General features: G+C 57.1%; 15 protein-coding genes. 8 read left to right on the top strand and 7 right to left on the bottom strand.

Features of this window, described 5'->3' with window-relative positions; translation table 11 throughout:
- Positions 1 to 32: 32 nt before the first annotated feature.
- The 3 genes from DDD64_RS02740 to DDD64_RS02730 are packed head-to-tail and all read right to left on the bottom strand — an operon-like array spanning position 33 to position 2,476.
- Positions 33 to 1,361 (bottom strand): DUF6688 domain-containing protein, encoded by a 1,329-nt coding sequence (locus DDD64_RS02740; RefSeq protein ID WP_126134913.1) that lies wholly within the window; start codon positions 1,359 to 1,361, stop codon positions 33 to 35.
- Positions 1,362 to 1,421: 60 nt separating this feature from the next.
- On the bottom strand, positions 1,422 to 1,742 hold the full coding sequence (locus DDD64_RS02735; protein ID WP_126134912.1) for an AzlD domain-containing protein: 321 nt from the start codon (positions 1,740 to 1,742) through the stop codon (positions 1,422 to 1,424).
- Complete coding sequence (locus DDD64_RS02730) at positions 1,739 to 2,476, bottom strand: AzlC family ABC transporter permease (RefSeq protein WP_126134911.1); 738 nt, start codon at positions 2,474 to 2,476, stop codon at positions 1,739 to 1,741. Before DDD64_RS02730 ends, DDD64_RS02735 begins: the two co-directional genes overlap by 4 nt.
- A 116-nt stretch (positions 2,477 to 2,592) precedes the next feature.
- On the opposite strand from DDD64_RS02730, the gene DDD64_RS09090 reads away from it, so the two are divergent.
- Positions 2,593 to 3,234 carry an antibiotic biosynthesis monooxygenase family protein gene (locus DDD64_RS09090; RefSeq protein ID WP_276330023.1) on the top strand — a complete coding sequence of 214 codons (642 nt, stop codon included), beginning with the start codon at positions 2,593 to 2,595 and terminating at the stop codon, positions 3,232 to 3,234.
- 113 nt (positions 3,235 to 3,347) lie between these two features.
- Here the strand turns inward: DDD64_RS09090 and DDD64_RS02720 are convergent, their stop codons facing one another.
- The gene (locus DDD64_RS02720) at positions 3,348 to 3,941 is read right to left on the bottom strand and encodes a TetR/AcrR family transcriptional regulator (protein WP_276330022.1); all 594 of its coding nucleotides are present in this window, start codon (positions 3,939 to 3,941) and stop codon (positions 3,348 to 3,350) included.
- A gap of 192 nt (positions 3,942 to 4,133) precedes the next feature.
- Positions 4,134 to 6,947: a phosphoenolpyruvate carboxylase gene (ppc, locus tag DDD64_RS02715; protein WP_126134909.1), complete on the bottom strand. Its 2,814-nt coding sequence runs from the start codon at positions 6,945 to 6,947 to the stop codon at positions 4,134 to 4,136.
- Between the two features lie 234 nt (positions 6,948 to 7,181).
- On the opposite strand from ppc, the gene DDD64_RS02710 reads away from it, so the two are divergent.
- From DDD64_RS02710 to DDD64_RS02680, 7 genes are all read left to right on the top strand, one after another.
- Positions 7,182 to 8,126 (top strand): sugar-binding transcriptional regulator, encoded by a 945-nt coding sequence (locus tag DDD64_RS02710; protein WP_164545882.1) that lies wholly within the window; start codon positions 7,182 to 7,184, stop codon positions 8,124 to 8,126.
- A 330-nt stretch (positions 8,127 to 8,456) separates the two neighbouring features.
- Positions 8,457 to 9,131, top strand: coding sequence for a deoxyribose-phosphate aldolase (gene deoC, locus DDD64_RS02705; RefSeq protein ID WP_126134907.1), 675 nt, complete (start codon positions 8,457 to 8,459; stop codon positions 9,129 to 9,131).
- Between the two features lie 125 nt (positions 9,132 to 9,256).
- Positions 9,257 to 10,663, top strand: coding sequence for an L-fucose:H+ symporter permease (gene fucP, locus DDD64_RS02700; protein ID WP_241227350.1), 1,407 nt, complete (start codon positions 9,257 to 9,259; stop codon positions 10,661 to 10,663).
- Between the two features lie 59 nt (positions 10,664 to 10,722).
- Entirely contained in the window at positions 10,723 to 11,820 is a 1,098-nt protein-coding gene (locus DDD64_RS02695; RefSeq protein WP_126134906.1) for an aldose 1-epimerase family protein, read from the top strand.
- Positions 11,820 to 12,728 carry a ribokinase gene (gene rbsK, locus DDD64_RS02690; protein ID WP_126134905.1) on the top strand — a complete coding sequence of 303 codons (909 nt, stop codon included), beginning with the start codon at positions 11,820 to 11,822 and terminating at the stop codon, positions 12,726 to 12,728. The genes DDD64_RS02695 and rbsK overlap by 1 nt, the downstream gene beginning before the upstream one ends.
- Positions 12,729 to 13,052: 324 nt before the next feature.
- A complete protein-coding gene (locus tag DDD64_RS02685; RefSeq protein ID WP_126134904.1) occupies positions 13,053 to 13,433 on the top strand; it encodes a polymorphic toxin type 50 domain-containing protein in 381 nt (126 codons plus the stop codon).
- Positions 13,417 to 13,761: a YxxD family cognate immunity protein YxxD gene (locus DDD64_RS02680; protein WP_241227349.1), complete on the top strand. Its 345-nt coding sequence runs from the start codon at positions 13,417 to 13,419 to the stop codon at positions 13,759 to 13,761. The genes DDD64_RS02685 and DDD64_RS02680 overlap by 17 nt, the downstream gene beginning before the upstream one ends.
- A 486-nt stretch (positions 13,762 to 14,247) precedes the next feature.
- On the opposite strand, the gene DDD64_RS02675 is transcribed toward DDD64_RS02680, so the two are convergent.
- Together DDD64_RS02675 and DDD64_RS02670 are read right to left on the bottom strand one after the other, a co-directional pair.
- Complete coding sequence (locus DDD64_RS02675) at positions 14,248 to 14,937, bottom strand: DUF981 family protein (protein WP_026429366.1); 690 nt, start codon at positions 14,935 to 14,937, stop codon at positions 14,248 to 14,250.
- 6 nt (positions 14,938 to 14,943) lie between these two features.
- Positions 14,944 to 15,195 carry a hypothetical protein gene (locus DDD64_RS02670; RefSeq protein ID WP_016442796.1) on the bottom strand — a complete coding sequence of 84 codons (252 nt, stop codon included), beginning with the start codon at positions 15,193 to 15,195 and terminating at the stop codon, positions 14,944 to 14,946.
- Positions 15,196 to 15,668: the final 473 nt, after the last annotated feature.

The raw sequence follows: 15,668 nt of genomic DNA, 5'->3' as shown, positions 1-15,668 counted from the left end.
GATCTGCTCCCCACTGCGTTGGCGCGTTTTTCTTAGCTGACCTGGGCGGTGAATTCGGCGTGAGTTGGCCCGGTGATATACTCGCGGCGGCGCCCGGTGTATTGGATTGCGATCCGATCTTCCGGGCGGGCATCAACGAGGTAAATAACGACCAAGAATATCCATTCCAGAGGCTTCATGGCGATCCACACGATGTCAGCTGCCAGACGGGTGCGAATGAGGCGCGAGAGCGGAAAACCGTAGCGATTATAGAATCTGCGGATCACCCGATGCAGCCTCGGGGTCTTTTCTTCCAGGACCTGTTCGAAAGCGTTAGCGATAAGGAGCTGGCGATTCACGGTGATGCGATGCCCGCCGCGCACCCCGTCGCGGACGGGTTTGACCACGGCCGGGTGCCCGCCGGCGGCCACGGTACATAGATAGTGCTCATCGTAGAAAGTGTTGGGCGGTGATACCCGCTCGGAAAGCGTCCAGTCACTTGTTTCCGTAAAGGCTTTGATAGCAGCGTCTGGTTCCTGGCCGAAGAGCACCGTGATGAGGAGGAATATCCCCAATACAGGTATCAAACCGAGCAGGGCGAGAAGCGGCCAGTTTCTGGCTTGCGACAAAACCTTTTCCAGGTAGGCGAGTACGCTTGCTCCGTCCGCGCGTGCTTCCTCGGCGTCCTGGGACGTGTGGGTATGAAATTCGTGGATTTTCGCAATGATTGTTTTCGCGGATATCAGCATCACCACTGTGACCGGTAGTAAAAGGATGAGGCTCTCCGGTCCGTCGGGCCGGAATGTTTGGATAGTCCACACAATAACAATGGCGTTACCAAGATAGATGCACGAGAAGCAGAGAACCGTGAGAAGCGGCGGAATCTCGTGCAGCGGCTTGAGCCGCACGTAAAGAAAAGCCAGCGCGCATACCAGGCACAGCAGCGCTAAAAATGGCTGAAAATCAGTGTGGATCGGCGTATGCGTCTGGTCATTGACGAGCTGCTCCGGCCAATCGGCATAAAAGACCACGCTGTGTTTTATCGAGATAGCGGCCACATGGAAGCTGAGCGCTAGGAATATAGTCCAGACATCATGCACTGCCTCCACGATCGACAGCGGCTTGCCCCGTATCGCCGTGATGAGCGTGATCACCTGGTAACAGGTGAGGATAACCGGATACGTGGTTACCCAGGGCAGGAGCGTAAGGAAGAATAACAGTAAAACTAACCCTTCAGCATCCCACCACGAAGCGTGTGGGTTAATCTGCCCCGTGCATGCCGAATAAATAATGAGTCCGGGAACGGCAATGAGATAAGCGAGGGCAAGCTGCGCGAAGTAGGGGTGCCTGCGCAAGAAACTGCGTTTGCGCACCTCAGACATCTGGATCCTCCTCAGCAGTCTTTGCTCGCCTCCAGCGGAAACAAGCCGTCACCCCAGATTCTAGATCGCCAACAAGCCGATGTAGGTGAGGGTGCCGGCGGCCAGGGAGACGAGCATGCGGCGCCCGGAAAGCTCGTGGGCCAGGATCGTGACGGCACTGGCCACTCCCACGCGTAGTAGCGATGCGGCAGATATGGGAAGCACTTCGCTGCGGACCATAGCCAGCGCCAAAATCACCAGCACCCCCACCGGGAGCCAAACTGACAGCGCTCGCACCAGGCGCGAACGGCGCAGCGGGTGAAGAATAAGGAAAGGAACGCCGCGCAGGCACAGCATGAGAGCCAAAGAACCCAGCAGGACGGCCAGGAGATAGGCGGTCATAAAAGACCTCTATTCTCCCCATGTGCGCCGCCGTCATAAGCGGCGGCGTCGTTCTTCTTGAAACGAGTGCGCACCACGAAACGCATCACTAAGAAAAGCGCGAAGAAACTCATCGCAACCGGAAGGAGCGCGCTCGGCACACACAGCTGCGCCAAGAGAAACGCGAGGCCGGCACCGAGCACGCCGGGAATATCGCGGCGGGCGTGGAAAGCATCCAGGGCGAGAACAATGAAGAGGGCGACGAGCGCAAAATTGACGCCTCGAATCTGGCCGGGGAGGAGCCCACCAATCGCCACTCCCAGCAGTCCGCCGCCCACCCAGCAAGCCTGAAGTACGGCTTGGAGGGAGATGAGCCGGCCTTGGTTCCACACGCCCGGATGCGACGTGGTTATGGCGTAAGTTTCGTCGGTGAGCGAATAGACGCAGTACATGCGCGCGAGGGGATGCCGGAGCTGCGCGATGGGGTACGAAAACGCGTAGAAAACGTGGCGCACGTTCACGAAGAAGATGGTGAGAAGAATCGTGAGGACCGGGGCCTGGGCGCTGATGAGGGCGACGGCGAGCAGCTCGGCCGAGCCGGAATAAATAAAGAAAGACAGCGCGGGAGCGAGCCACCACGGTTGGCCGTACTGAATGACGAGAAGTCCGAAGGCCATGCCCAAAGGAATCATTCCCAGGCCCGCACCCGCGGCCATCTGTGCTCCAAAACGCACATCTGATACGTGGGAAGGCATGGGCTCTATTGTGGCACTCCCGGGGGAGTGGAGGGTGAAGTTTCCACCATGCGGAGCACGGGCGCGAAGAGAGTTACTATGGTTCACGTCCCGTTGTTTTAGGTGAAGGAGCCTCCATGACCGTCGTTAAAATCAATGCTATTTCTGTTCCGGAAGGCGCTGCCGAGCGTTTCGAGGCTCGTTTTGCGGCTCGCGAAGGTGCGGTGGACCAGCGGCCCGGTTTCCGTTCTTTCCGGCTGCTGCGCCCCTTGGAAGGAAGTGACCGCTACCTGGTGGTCACCGAATGGGAATCCGACGAGGATTTCACCGCGTGGCGTAGTGACCCGGCCGCGCATCCGCGCAAGATGGAGGAGGCCCGGCAAGCGCCCGGCAATGCGGACCTGGGGGCTCAGCTTCTCGAGTTCGAGGTAGTCGAGCTTCCCGAAGTTGAGCACGGAAACACCCCGCCGGCGTCTTTCGTTTCTATCGTGGCGCTATCGTTCCTTCCCGGGATGGAAAAAGTTATCGAGCAACGCTTCGCGGCCCGCAAGGCAGCCGTGGATGCGGCACCCGGTTTCTCCTTCTTCCAGCTGTGGCGGCCGGTGAACGGAGTGGAGGAGTACTACGTGGTTACCGGCTGGGATGCCCAGGATTCTTATGATGCCTGGGCCGAGGCCCGGGAGCGCGCCCCGCATAATACCGCCGACCAGCCTAAGAATCGGGGCTTGGATGTAGAACTGCGCAGTTTCGCGGTTATCCAGGCCAGCGTCACCCAGTAGCGGGCGCAAACTAAGGGGCGGGTACCGTGTTCTCGGTACCCGCCCGGTTAATAACTGTTTGCGATGCGGTAGCTGCCTCATTGCTACCCCGCGTTACCGCAGGAAACCGCGTTTTAGTCCTCGCGTTCCTCCAGGTAACGCAGCAGAACGGCTTTGTAGCCGTCCAGGGCGCCAGCGGGATCCTCCGCCGCATCCTTGAGGAAGGGGATAAGATCCGGCCCTGTTTTCTCCAACAGCTCCAGACCCGCCAGATCGATGTTACGGAAAGCCATTTCCGTAACATAGTTGATAATGGTGTGTCCGTTCGCCATAAAAGCGAAAGCCACCGCTTTCTGATGCGAGAAACCGCCATCTTCCAAGGCCCGGGAGAGACCTTGGAGCTGACGCGCAAAATGCACCGTCAATTTCGGGTTGCACAGGAGTACTTCAGCCAGCCCCTCGAAATCATCCAGGGTGCGCCGCAGATTCGCATCCGCCTGGTTGATGGCTTCGTGCCAATCCGTGCCCGCCTGCACAATTGGTGTTTCATCGGCGGCACGCCGAACGACCGCATCCACAATGTCCTGACGGCCATCATAGAGGCGGTACACCGCGGGCGTAGCGACACCGATCTTGTTTGCTATATCACTCATGGTGAAGGTATAGACGCCAACTTCCTTCGCTGCGCGAATAACATCGTCAGCGTTGAAGCGTTGCTTCCTACCCACTCTTCTTGCATATGTTCGTTCCACGGTTTCAGTTTAGTGTAAAAATAAGTGCGGTGCCGCCCACAACACAGGGTTTTGCTTAATAAAGGCCACAGAAAATAAAAATGAGGCTCAGCACCGGCGCCTTTGCCGGTACTGAGCCTCATCTCGCGCGGTGAGTTCGCCGCACGCTTCATACGGTTCTCATAACGCTTATCCGGTATTCTTCATTCCGGCCGAAATACCGTTAATAGTAGTGAGGAGAGCGCGCTGCTCATCGGCTGACTGTTCCTTACCGGAAGCCGCATCGGCCCGTACCCGCGCCAGCAGGGCAACCTGGAGGTAATGGATCGGCTTGAGATACTGATCGCGGATGCGCAAGGTGCGCTGCAAAACCGGTTGGGTATCGAGCAGGTCATCTTCGGCCAGCAGCGCCTCGAGCTCGCGCACTGTCAGCTCGTATTCTTCGCGAATCTCCGCGTAGATATGGTGGAGACGCTCGGGCACCAACGTGCGCACGTAATGCCCGGCAATATCCATATCAGTTTTCGCAAGGGTCATTTCGATATTGGACATCGTGGTGCGGAAGAACTGCCAGCCGCGCACCATCTTCTTTAGGTCCTCACCGTACCCGGCTTCCCGGGCAGCGCGGAGTCCGGAACCAGCACCGAACCACCCCGGAACGATCTGGCGGGATTGGGTCCACCCGAAAACCCAGGGAATAGCCCGCAGACCATCCAAGCCCTTTTCTGAGGTGGTGCGCTTGGAGGGGCGCGATCCAATATTGAGATCACCCAGCAATTCCACCGGGGTGGAGGTGACGAAGTATTCGGGCAGATCCGGGTCATCAGCAAGAACCCGATAGCGCTGGTAGGCAGCCCCGCTGAGGAAGTCCATGACTTCGTCATAGCGGCTCAGCGACACATTGCTATTACGCGGTTCTCGGTGCAGCGCGGAGGCTTCCATGACAGCGGCCAGGGTGAGAGAGAGGTTCTCCCGGGCCAGAGCCGGCAACGTGTACTTATCGGAAATAACCTCGCCCTGTTCGGTGAACTTAATTTCCCCGTCTAGAACGCCGTAGGGCTGAGACAAAATCGCGTCATAGGTGGGCCCGCCCCCGCGCCCCACGGAACCACCGCGGCCGTGGAAGAGCCGCAGGGTCACGCCGTGGCGTGCGGCGACGTCGCGCAACTGGCGCTGCGCCTGGTGGATTTCCCACTGGGAGGTCACCACACCCGCATCCTTATTGGAATCGGAATAGCCCAGCATTACTTCCTGCCGGTTACCCCGCAAGCGCACAATTTCCCGATAGGAAGGATCGGAAAGCAGGGTATCGAGGATCTCCCCGGCCCGGCGTAGTTCCGGCACTTCTTCCAATAGCGGAGCAAATCCCAGATCTGCGCGCTTCTCCGCGCTTTCCAGATCGATAATCCCAGCTTCGCGGGCCAGCAGCGCCACGGAGAGGATGTCATCGGGACCGTGGGTCATAGAGACCAGGTAGGTGGTAATGGCATCGGTCCCGTAAATTTTGTGGGCCTGGCGAATCGCCCGGAACACCTCGAACGTCTTTTGTGAACTCTCGGTGAGCGGCGAATCATCGGTGTTAATGAGAGCCGGTGCCAGCGGACGAGCCGAGGCCAGTTCCCGCCCCAGGAGCGCCGTGCGTTCTTCCCGGCTCAATGATGCGTAATCCGTATCCAGCCCACCGAAGCGATTGAATAATTCGTTGAGCAGTTCAAAATGCTTCTCGGAATGTTCGCGGACATCCAAAATAACTAGCCCCAGGCCCATCCCGTGAATAATCTGCTGGGCGGTAGCCAGTAGGCCATCGGCTACCCGTTCGGCTCCGTGGCGGCGCAGCGCATCGCGCAGCAGCTGGAATTCTGCCTGAATTTCCGATCCGGTGGCGTAATCATGGCCGGGAATGTGCTCCGCCCCGGTGGTGATGCGCTCCTTCGTATTATTGAGTTTGGAGCGAATCGCGCCGAGCTTGAGCCGGTAGGGTTCTTCGGCGTAAAGCGCCCGTGAATCCTCATCCACAAGGTCCGGGAAGCGGAAGTCCTCTTCCAGGGAAGCTAGCAGTGCGGCGTCGTCGCCCGAAAGACGCGAGGAAATCGACAAGCTGAGCATCGCGCGGTTAACGAACCACACCGCAATGTCGATGGCGGTGCTGGACTGCAACCGCAGCACATCCGCGGTAACGTCCGCCGTTACGTACGGGTTGCCGTCCCGGTCCCCGCCGATCCAGGATCCGAAACGGATCGGAACCGCATCTTCGGGAAGGTGGGCGCCGTAACGTTCCAATTCGTCACGGAAATCCGTGATGACATCGGGAAGAGTATCCGTGTAGAGGCTGCGCAGGTACCACATGACATTGCGGGCTTCGTCCAGGGGAGTGGGCTGCACGCGGCGCAGTTCGTCCGTGAGCCAGATGCTCTCCATCACCGAGGCGAGTTCGCGATCCTGGCGGGCGCGTTCTTCGCTGCCTTCTTCCGTTTCCGTTTCCACAATTTCCGAAACGCGGCGTAGCTTGGTGAGCACGGCGCGCCGCTGCGCTTCGGTGGGGTGAGCGGTGAAAACAAGGCGAATATCGAGCGAATCGACAGTTTTTTGCAAGCCTTCCAGCCCGACCGCGTCATAAATACGCGAAATGGCACGCGGCACCCACGATTCGGCCGGTTCTTTATCACCGATCACCTTAATGCGGAAAGTTTGCTCCGCGGCGTTGGCCAGCAGGAAATATTCCGCGAAAGCGCGGGTGAGAATAATGGCGGTATCCGTGGACATATCATCCAGAGAGCGCTGCACTTCCGAGGCCGCCGTTTCCGAATCGAGGTCACGTGCAGCCGCGCGTACTTTCTCAATAAGATCGAGGGTTTCTTCCCCGTGCTGCTGGGCGATTTCCTGGCCGAGCATCGTGCTCAGGCGCCGCACAACCGCACGCAGCGGGGCGTCAAAATCTTCGGGGGAGCGGGCCGTGGTGCGGTCAACGGAGTCGTGGAGCTGAATATCTTGGTCGTGGCTCACTAGATCTACTCGCCTCTCCTTGGGGATCTCACCGTCACGGTATCGGCCGATGCACAGCTGTGGCGCGTGCCCCGCCAATACCGCTTTCCATCCTAACGCTAAGCCCGCGCCCGGGTGTAATCACAGGTCCCGGGTGGAACGACGCCGCAGCACCCGCGTTGTTACGTGCGCGGGCGGCCTCGCTTACACTAGCGGTGGTGAGCTATGGTGCGGTACCGAGGCGAGGTGGTGCTTGTGGATTCTGGTCTTTCTGCGCGGGATATTGATGCGCTCGACGCCGCAAAGCTGTATTACTCCGGACTCAGTCAGGATGAGGTAGCCCAGCGCATGCACCTGGCTCGCTCCACGATTTCCAAGCTGCTCAGTCACGCACGCAAGCGCGGTTTTGTGCGAATTACCGTCAATGATCCGCGTGAAGATGATGCCTTCCTCTGCGCGCGTTTGAGCGAACGGTTCAATTTACTGGATGTGCGCCTGGTTAGTCCGCCCAGTTCCGCGCCGGAAGATATGCGCGAGGCCCTCGGGCGCGTGGGAGCGCAGGTGCTCAGCGAACAGATTCGCGACGGCGACGCTATCGGCATTTGTCTGTCCCGCACCACCGAAGCGGTCTCCCGGCATATGCCCCGTATTGCTCGCAAAGGCGTTGCCATTATTCAACTGACGTGCTGTATTGGGGCATGTGTTCGCACTATTGATGAAACGATGGTGATGGAACGCATCGCTGCGTCCTGCGGTGGACAGGCCGTGTATTTCCAGCTCCCGGCTTTTCTCACTGCGCAGCAACGTGAGGATCCGGATGTCAAGGCGCGTTTACGAGCTACCCGGACCCAGCGGGCCAGCACCCGGGTGGTTCTCTATACCGTGGGCGATGCCCGTTCGAATCTGGCTTATCTGGCGGGTTTTCGCCTGGAAGATGCCGATATGACGCGCCTGCTCACCGCGTCGGTTGGTGATATCTGTACCCACTTCATTACCGCGCAGGGCCGGGTATGCCTCCCGGATCTCAATAACCGGGCCACCGGGATTAGCCTTCCGGAGCTGCGTGAGAAAGAACAAAAGATCCTGGTTGCCGGGGGACCGGATAAACTCCAGGCTATTTACGCGGCCCTGGCCAATGGATACGTATCGCGCCTGGTCACCGATGTGGGAACCGCGCGCGATTTGACGATGATGGCCTGAGGCGCACGGTCTGAACCGTGAACGTGTGCCCGGGAATCCGAGCGGCTAAGGATACGCGGCCGCGGAACAAATGTTCCGTTCGCGAACATCGGTGGCAATATGCCCGCCTCGCACCGGCGCAGCGGTGGTTTTTCCGCGAGCTGGTGCGATTTTATAAGCGGAACGGGCGCGGTGCAGCGCGTGGCACGCAGTGGCTCTCTCGTCTAGATTCACTCGTGAACACCGGGAACGGTGTTATATCAGTAGCGTGAGGCTGCTAGGGGAAGCTACAGTTTCGGAGTTTCCCGCTATCAGCGTGAATCACGGTGGGAAACATACAAAGGAGTCATGATGCCCGCTCTCGATCATTATTCACGTCCCGCACAGCTCATCGACCACACTCTTTTGCGAGCCGATGCCCGCCGCAGCGAGATTGAAGAATTGTGCGCCCAGGCCCGCAACCTGAGAACAGCATCGGTATGCGTTAACCCGGTGTGGGTGGAAACTTGCGCGGCGCTGCTTGCGGGTAGCGGTGTCAAGGTCTGCACCGTTATTGGCTTCCCCTTGGGTGCCAGTACCTCGGCAACGAAAGCTTTCGAGACTCGCGACGCTATCGCGCACGGAGCTACCGAAGTCGATATGGTCATCGACCTGGGTGCCGCACGCGATGGGCGCTGGGAAGATGTGGAGGCTGATATCGCCGCCGTCGTAGGTGCGGCGCACCCAAGCGCTCTGGTTAAAGTCATTATTGAGATCTGCCTGCTGAGTGACGACGAGATTGTACGTGCCTGCCAGGCGGCCCAGCGTGCCGGCGCAGATTTCGTGAAAACCTCAACAGGGTTTTCTTCCGGCGGGGCTACGGAACATGCCGTCGCCCTCATGCGCGCAACAGTGGGGGAGCACATGGGCGTGAAAGCGGCCGGCGGAATCCGCAGCGCCGCTGATTTCCGCGCCATGGTGGAAGCCGGCGCAAATCGTATCGGAGCTTCCGCGGGAGTCCAGATCCTCGCGGAATTACAACACTAAACACACTAAGCACCAGAACAAGTACCAGTAAAAATAAAAGAATATTCTCCGTCCGGGAGGTGGGGTGGCACAGGAGCCGCTGCCCACCACCCGCGGGTGAGTATTGACAAAAGTAAGGAATATTCATGTCAGGACAAGCGGGCAATGACGCCCCAACACGGCCGGTCATAACACCGCCCCAAGAAGAATCCGGAGTTGCCAATACTAGCTTCGGCCTTATTAAAGATCCTTCCCTCCAGCTGCATGACGGGTATCTAAATCGCACCCCGCTTATTCAGTACATTCTCATTTCCATTTGTTTCCCGCTCTGGGGAGCAGCTGCCTCCCTCAACGACGTTCTCATCACCCAATTCAAATCAATTTTCGAACTCTCGGATTTCGCCTCCGCTTTCGTGCAATCAGCCTTCTATGGCGGGTATTTCCTGCTGGCTATTCCCGCCTCGCGGGTGATCCGGAAATGGTCGTATAAAACCGGAATCTTGGTGGGCCTGAGCTGCTATATCATCGGCTGCACGATGTTCTTCCCGGCCTCCCATATGGCAACGTACTCGGTGTTCCTGGCAGCGCTCTTCGCTATCGCTACCGGGCTTTCTTTCCTGGAAACCTCGTGCAATACCTATTCCACGATGATCGGGCCGCGGCGTAGTGCCACCCTGCGCCTGAATATTTCTCAAACCTTCTACCCGCTTGGTTCCATTTTCGGAATTCTGCTCGGCAAATATCTTATTTTCACCGAAGGGGAGGCGCTCCACAAGCAGCTCGATGATCTCAGCGGCCTGGAGAAAACCCAATTTGCGCAGGAGATGCTCCAACGCACTTTGCAGCCCTATAGGTTCATTATTCTGGTGCTCGCCGTCGTACTTATTCTGGTGGCGCTCACGCAGCTGCCCTCGTGTAAACCGCTCAACGCCGCGCACCACCAGTCCCGGGCATCTATCGGTGAAACACTGCGCTATCTTGTCCACAATAAGTGCTTCGGCACCGGAATCCTCACCCAATTCCTCTACGTGGGTATGCAGACGGCGGTGTGGTCTTTCACGATTCGCCTCGCACTCACGCTCGACACCTCGATTAATGAGCGCACCGCAAGTAATTACATGGTGTGGGCCTTCGCGGCTTTCTTCACCGGGAAATTCATTGCGAATATCCTCATGACGAAGCTGAACGAAAATCTCGTTCTCGTACTGTATTCCCTGGCCGGGGTGGCTGCCCTCAGTTACGTGGTACTGGTGCCGAATATGACGGCTGTCTACGCCGCCATCGTAACCTCGGGACTATTCGGACCGTGCTGGGCCACCATTTATTCGCGTACCCTCGACGCAATTGAGGATAAGCGCCATACAGAAACCGGCGGGGCCGTGATTGTTATGTCTATTATCGGCGGTGCGGTGATCCCTGTTATTCAGGGGCTTGTTTCCGATAAGACGGGGTCGATGCAGACCTCATTTATTGTCTCGCTGTGCTGCTTCGTGGCAGTACTCATCTACTTCTTCTCTATTTACCGTAAGGATCGCGCCGGGATCGCCGCCTAGAGCCCTCCCGCTCGTCGTGTTGTTTTGAGACGTCACTGTTATGAACAAAGGAGATCATTATGACGTTCACTATTAATCTGCGTGAGGATCAGTTCACCGAAGCACCGCGGTGCCTTGCCGAATCTTCAGAATTTAGGGTGCTTGCACATCGCTATCCCTCGGGGGTGGCTGCGCTCACGGTGCATAATTCGCGTGGATATATTGAGGTACTTCCCTTTATGGGTGGAATTATCTGGGACGCCCAATTCGACGGTATCTCGTTGCGCATGAAAAATATGTTCACTCAGCCGCGCCCAGCTCGCGAAATCTCGGACACCTACGGCTGTTTCGCTTTCCATTCTGGCTTACTCGCAGCCGGATGTCCCAGCCCCGACGATAGCCACGTCCTGCACGGGGAGTTTTCTTGCGCCGCTATGGACCGGGCTTGGGTGGAGATCGATGGTTCCGGGAACGACGGCGCAATTCGGCTAGCATCCAGCTATGAATATGCACGCGGATTTGGTGACCACTACCGGGCGACGCCCACGGTTTCGCTGGGAGCTGGGGCCACAACTTTCACTATCGGCATGGATGTGGAGAACCTTTCGCCTTGCCAACCCATGCCACTCCAGTACATGTGCCATATGAATTACGCCTTCGTGCCCGGCGGCGTGATGCGCCAATCGCTTCCCGCGGGCAGTTTCCAGTTACGCCGCTCTATTCCGGCGCACGTGACGCCCACACCGGAGTGGACCGAGTTGAATCAGCGGATCATCGCCGGTGAGATCGATGCAGATTCTTTGGAAGGCGCGGAAAACTTCAATCCCGAAATCGTGTATTTTGCGGATGATCTGCCTCGTTACGGAACGAGCGCACGTTTTGAGCTCGCGTCCCCGGAGGGGCACGCTTTCTTCACGGAATTTTCGACGGCGCAGTTCCCCGTGGCGACCCGGTGGATTCTCTGGACTTTAGACCAGCAGGTGGCTGCTTTTGTTCTTCCGGGGACCAGCCGGCCCGAAGGTTTCCTGGCCGCGAAGGAGGCCGGCACTCTCATCTGGGTGGAGCCAGGCGGCACACGCAGTTTCCGGGTCCATACGGGTCTGGAAACGGGGGAATGCGGTAAGGATATTTCTGATTCGCGCACCGCTAAGAACGACACAGCAGAAGAGGCACACTAATGGATATCGCAGTAATCGGCTCAAATATGGTCGATCTTATTTCCTATATCAACCGCATGCCCCGCGATGGCGAAACCGTGGAAGCACCCGATTTTGCCCTCGGCTGCGGTGGGAAGGGAGCCAATCAAGCGGTAGCGGCCGCACGCCTCGGTTCTGCCGTACGCATGGTCACCCGGGTAGGAAATGACCTTTTTGCTGATAACACGGTTGCGAATTTCGAGCGCAACGGGATTGATACCACCTATGTGCTGCGTACCGCAGCAACATCTGGGGTGGCTCCTATTTTCGTCAATCCGGATTCGCAAAATTCCATCATTATCGTGCAGGGCGCTAATTCTTTGCTCACTCCGGCGGATATTGACGCCGCGGCAACGGAGATTTCCAGATGCAAACTTATCGTCTTGCAATTGGAGATTCCGTTGGAAACGGTCTATTACGCTATTGATTTTGGGGTGAAACACGGAATCGACGTGCTGCTGAACCCGGCACCGGCGCAACCGGATTTGCTGCTGTCCCGGGTGCGAGCCTGCACCTATTTCACGCCTAATGAAAGTGAGCTATCGCTACTCACCGGGATGCCGGTAGAAACAATCCCGGATGTTCGCAACGCCGCGCACACCTTGCTGGAGGCGGGGATGCGCAACGTTATTGTGACGCTCGGCGGTAGGGGAGTGCTCTGGGTGGCCGAGGGCGTGGATATGCTGCTGCCGGCAACGCCGGTGGAGGCGGTGGATACCACCGGTGCGGGCGATGCATTTATCGGCTGTTTCTCGCATTATGTGGTAGCTACCGGCGATATTGAGTATTCCCTGCGGATGGCCAATCGGTATGCTGCTGATTCGGTAACGAAACGCGGCACCCAAACCTCCTACGCCAGCAAGGAGGAATTCGCTCTCCTGCAAAGCTAAGCGGCGGTAGGGGATATGGATCCGCACTCGGTTACTTCCCAGCGCGGGGAAGATCGCGGCCAGGGGGCTCTTTCGGGAGCCTCCTGGCCGCTGCTGTGTTAGTGCGCCATTGAAATAAGTGTGTACACCGTATAATAGCATGTGATATTACGCACTATACCCCAGTGTGCTAGTCAAAAGTATAATCGCAAATGTATCATAATGATGACGCCAGGAGCGGCATATAGACCAGCTAGAAGCTGGCTATGAACACTATTTAAAAACCATTCTGTAAACCTACGCCTTCTCTTATGAAGTTGTACTGATCTTGTATCGGGGGTGTGGATGGGTAAGCCGCGAAGCAAGCTCATTCCCTATCACAAGCTCAAGTTTCCCGAAATCTACGGGTTCACCACTGAAGTTCATTTCGGCAGGCAGGCTAAGCACATGCCCGGCCAGCCTGAATACGATCCGTCACGTTCACCTGTGACAGTCGATATTCTCACGATCCAGAGACTTGTTCTCCGGCATGCTGGCAGGGGCACTCTTCGCGGCAAAACCTCGAACAAGGAAACCGTTAATTTTGGAGTGATTATAGGAAACTACCGCTCCCCCAATTCCACGCGATCAGTCCCGACGACGTGGGTAAATATTCACTATTCAAAGACGGGAGCTCATATTGTTCCTGCTACGCCAAGGGAGGAATACCATGTGTCCAAAAATTGATCATCCCGAAGAACACTCGCAGGCAGGTCATCTGGAGGAATACCACTGGAATCATCAAAATGCGCGCTACCACATCGCTTTTGCTGATGGTGAAGAATACATCGGTGTTTTCGATACGGCTTACGGAAGCGACAATGCCGGAGAGCTCGGGATAGAGATGGATGATCCCGAGTACGATGAGTTCTTTGTTGTTGATATTGAAATCCAAGAGATTTTGCACGATGGCCCCAGACGCCTCAACCAATACCTGTCACTTGATTACCGGGACTTTCCGGCGAAGATTATCGACATCACGACTAACATCGTCGTCTATCCACCATTGCCATAGCAGTAATACCGCTGCATGAATCACACTGCCAGTATGACCTGACAGCAAGAAACTATTTTAGGAGGAACTTATATGGTCAGCGAAGGATGGCTGCGTTAAGGACCGCCAAAATCGCACAGTCGTCAAAGAAGAAATCCGGCAAATCTGTGAGGTAAAACAACCATCTGCTCTTGTTGTTTATGGTTCGGAGGGCTACGGTGTGCTTGATCCCGCGCATGACCGTGACATTCCTGTGCACGTATTCGAGCCAGACTTCCGTACCCGTTCTAGATGTCGGCAATCACCGCCTCAGAACTTTCCGCAAAAGCGTGCCCCACTATCCGCGCCCCGCAGGAAGGGTAATACGCGCCCGTAATCCTAAGTACGTCTGGAAATAGCAATCACATATACATCCGCGGGGCCCGGATACTCGTGACGAGCAGTACCGAACCCCGCGGATTATCTTGGCGGTAGCAGTGAAAAACTACCGCGTGACGATGAGATTATTTAGATATAGGAACCGTCCGGTTGCGGGAAGAAGCCCACGTGGCTGTAGAACACCGTAAAGGACAGGAAGATCCACAGCATACCCACGCCCCAGGTCAGGATCGCGGCAATACGTGCCACCCACTTGCTATCAGGAACGAAGGGGGAGAGGATCGCCGAAACCCCGGTACCCACGTACAGGAACATGACCAGCAGCGGCTCGATGAGCGATCCGGCCATGAGGCGCGCAACCGGCTCAATTTCCGGCGGACGCCACATACCGAAGTGCATACCCGCGATACCGAAAAGAACCAGCCCGAAGCCACCAATAGCCGCCACATAGAGAAGCGGACGCAGCGTGGCCACCAGATCTAAGGGACGTACACCCTTGTCCGCAAGCTTTTCAGCGCGCAGAATCGCAATACCGGCGATGAAGGTCAGAATTCCGTAGAAGGCGGCCGGCTCGCCGAAAGTGATGTTATCAACGGAGCAGCAGAAAGCGCCGTCGATCTGGGCCAGCGGCCAGGTCAGGGTCATGTGAATACCGGTGATCCCCAGGAAGGCACCAGTAGCGACGAAAGTCCAACCCCACCCGGCGAGGGTGCGATGATTCGGGTTCGCAGCCACGCGGGCGAACAGAACCACGAGCACCATAATCGCACCGGCAACGAGCGCCATAGTGGTGTTATAGGTAATACCTTGCATGAGCATGGCCCGTTACCTCCTTTCCGACAGCAGGAATTGGCGGATGGACATCAAGGCGATGGAAGCAGCAAAAGTGATGCACCAGCTCAGGACGCCAAGATCCTGCCCGGTACTTCCGCTTGCCGTGGCCCAGAAGACCAGCCCGATAACGAGTCCAAGCGCGAGGACAACCCAGGTGGCTTTAGCGAGGAGCGACGCCCACCTGGCAACCTTGTGCTCCTCTAGGTCAGTGGGGATACCACTGAAATCTTGATGATTTTCCATGTGTCAAGCATAACTTAATTTACTCAGACTTTTATCAGCTGGCGTAGAGCATTTCTTCGGACAATAGTCCCGTGTGACGGAAATCGCTGAAAACTCGCCATTTTGTGCGAGATTTTGCTTTAAGCGCGACGACGACGCGTGTCTCACCACCCGGACAGACTCCGGCATCCGTGGGGTATACGCCTGTTTCATTTCGGATTCGGCACTTACATTTAAGCCGAGTTAGGGTCCTGATTTGTGGTGGTACGGTGCGGAAAGTCGAGGTGAAACCAACACCAAGTGTCCTATAGGCCTCCTATAGGCCCCAAGTCTCCTGTAGGCCCCAGGTGCCCTTTAGGCTGTTGCAGGGTTAATAGACAAAAAGTGGGTCTCATATCCGGGGTTTGCCCTGCCATAGCAACGAAAAGTCAGCCTTATTGAGCTCGAGTACCTCAATAAGCTTGCTTCCTTGACACCTGCGGTGGAATGTGCAG

Source organism: Actinotignum sanguinis, from assembly GCF_003957255.1.
Lineage (GTDB): Bacteria > Actinomycetota > Actinomycetes > Actinomycetales > Actinomycetaceae > Actinotignum > Actinotignum sanguinis.
The sequence above is the reverse complement of the archived record's forward strand: the minus strand, read 5'-3'. Positions and strand labels throughout refer to the sequence as shown.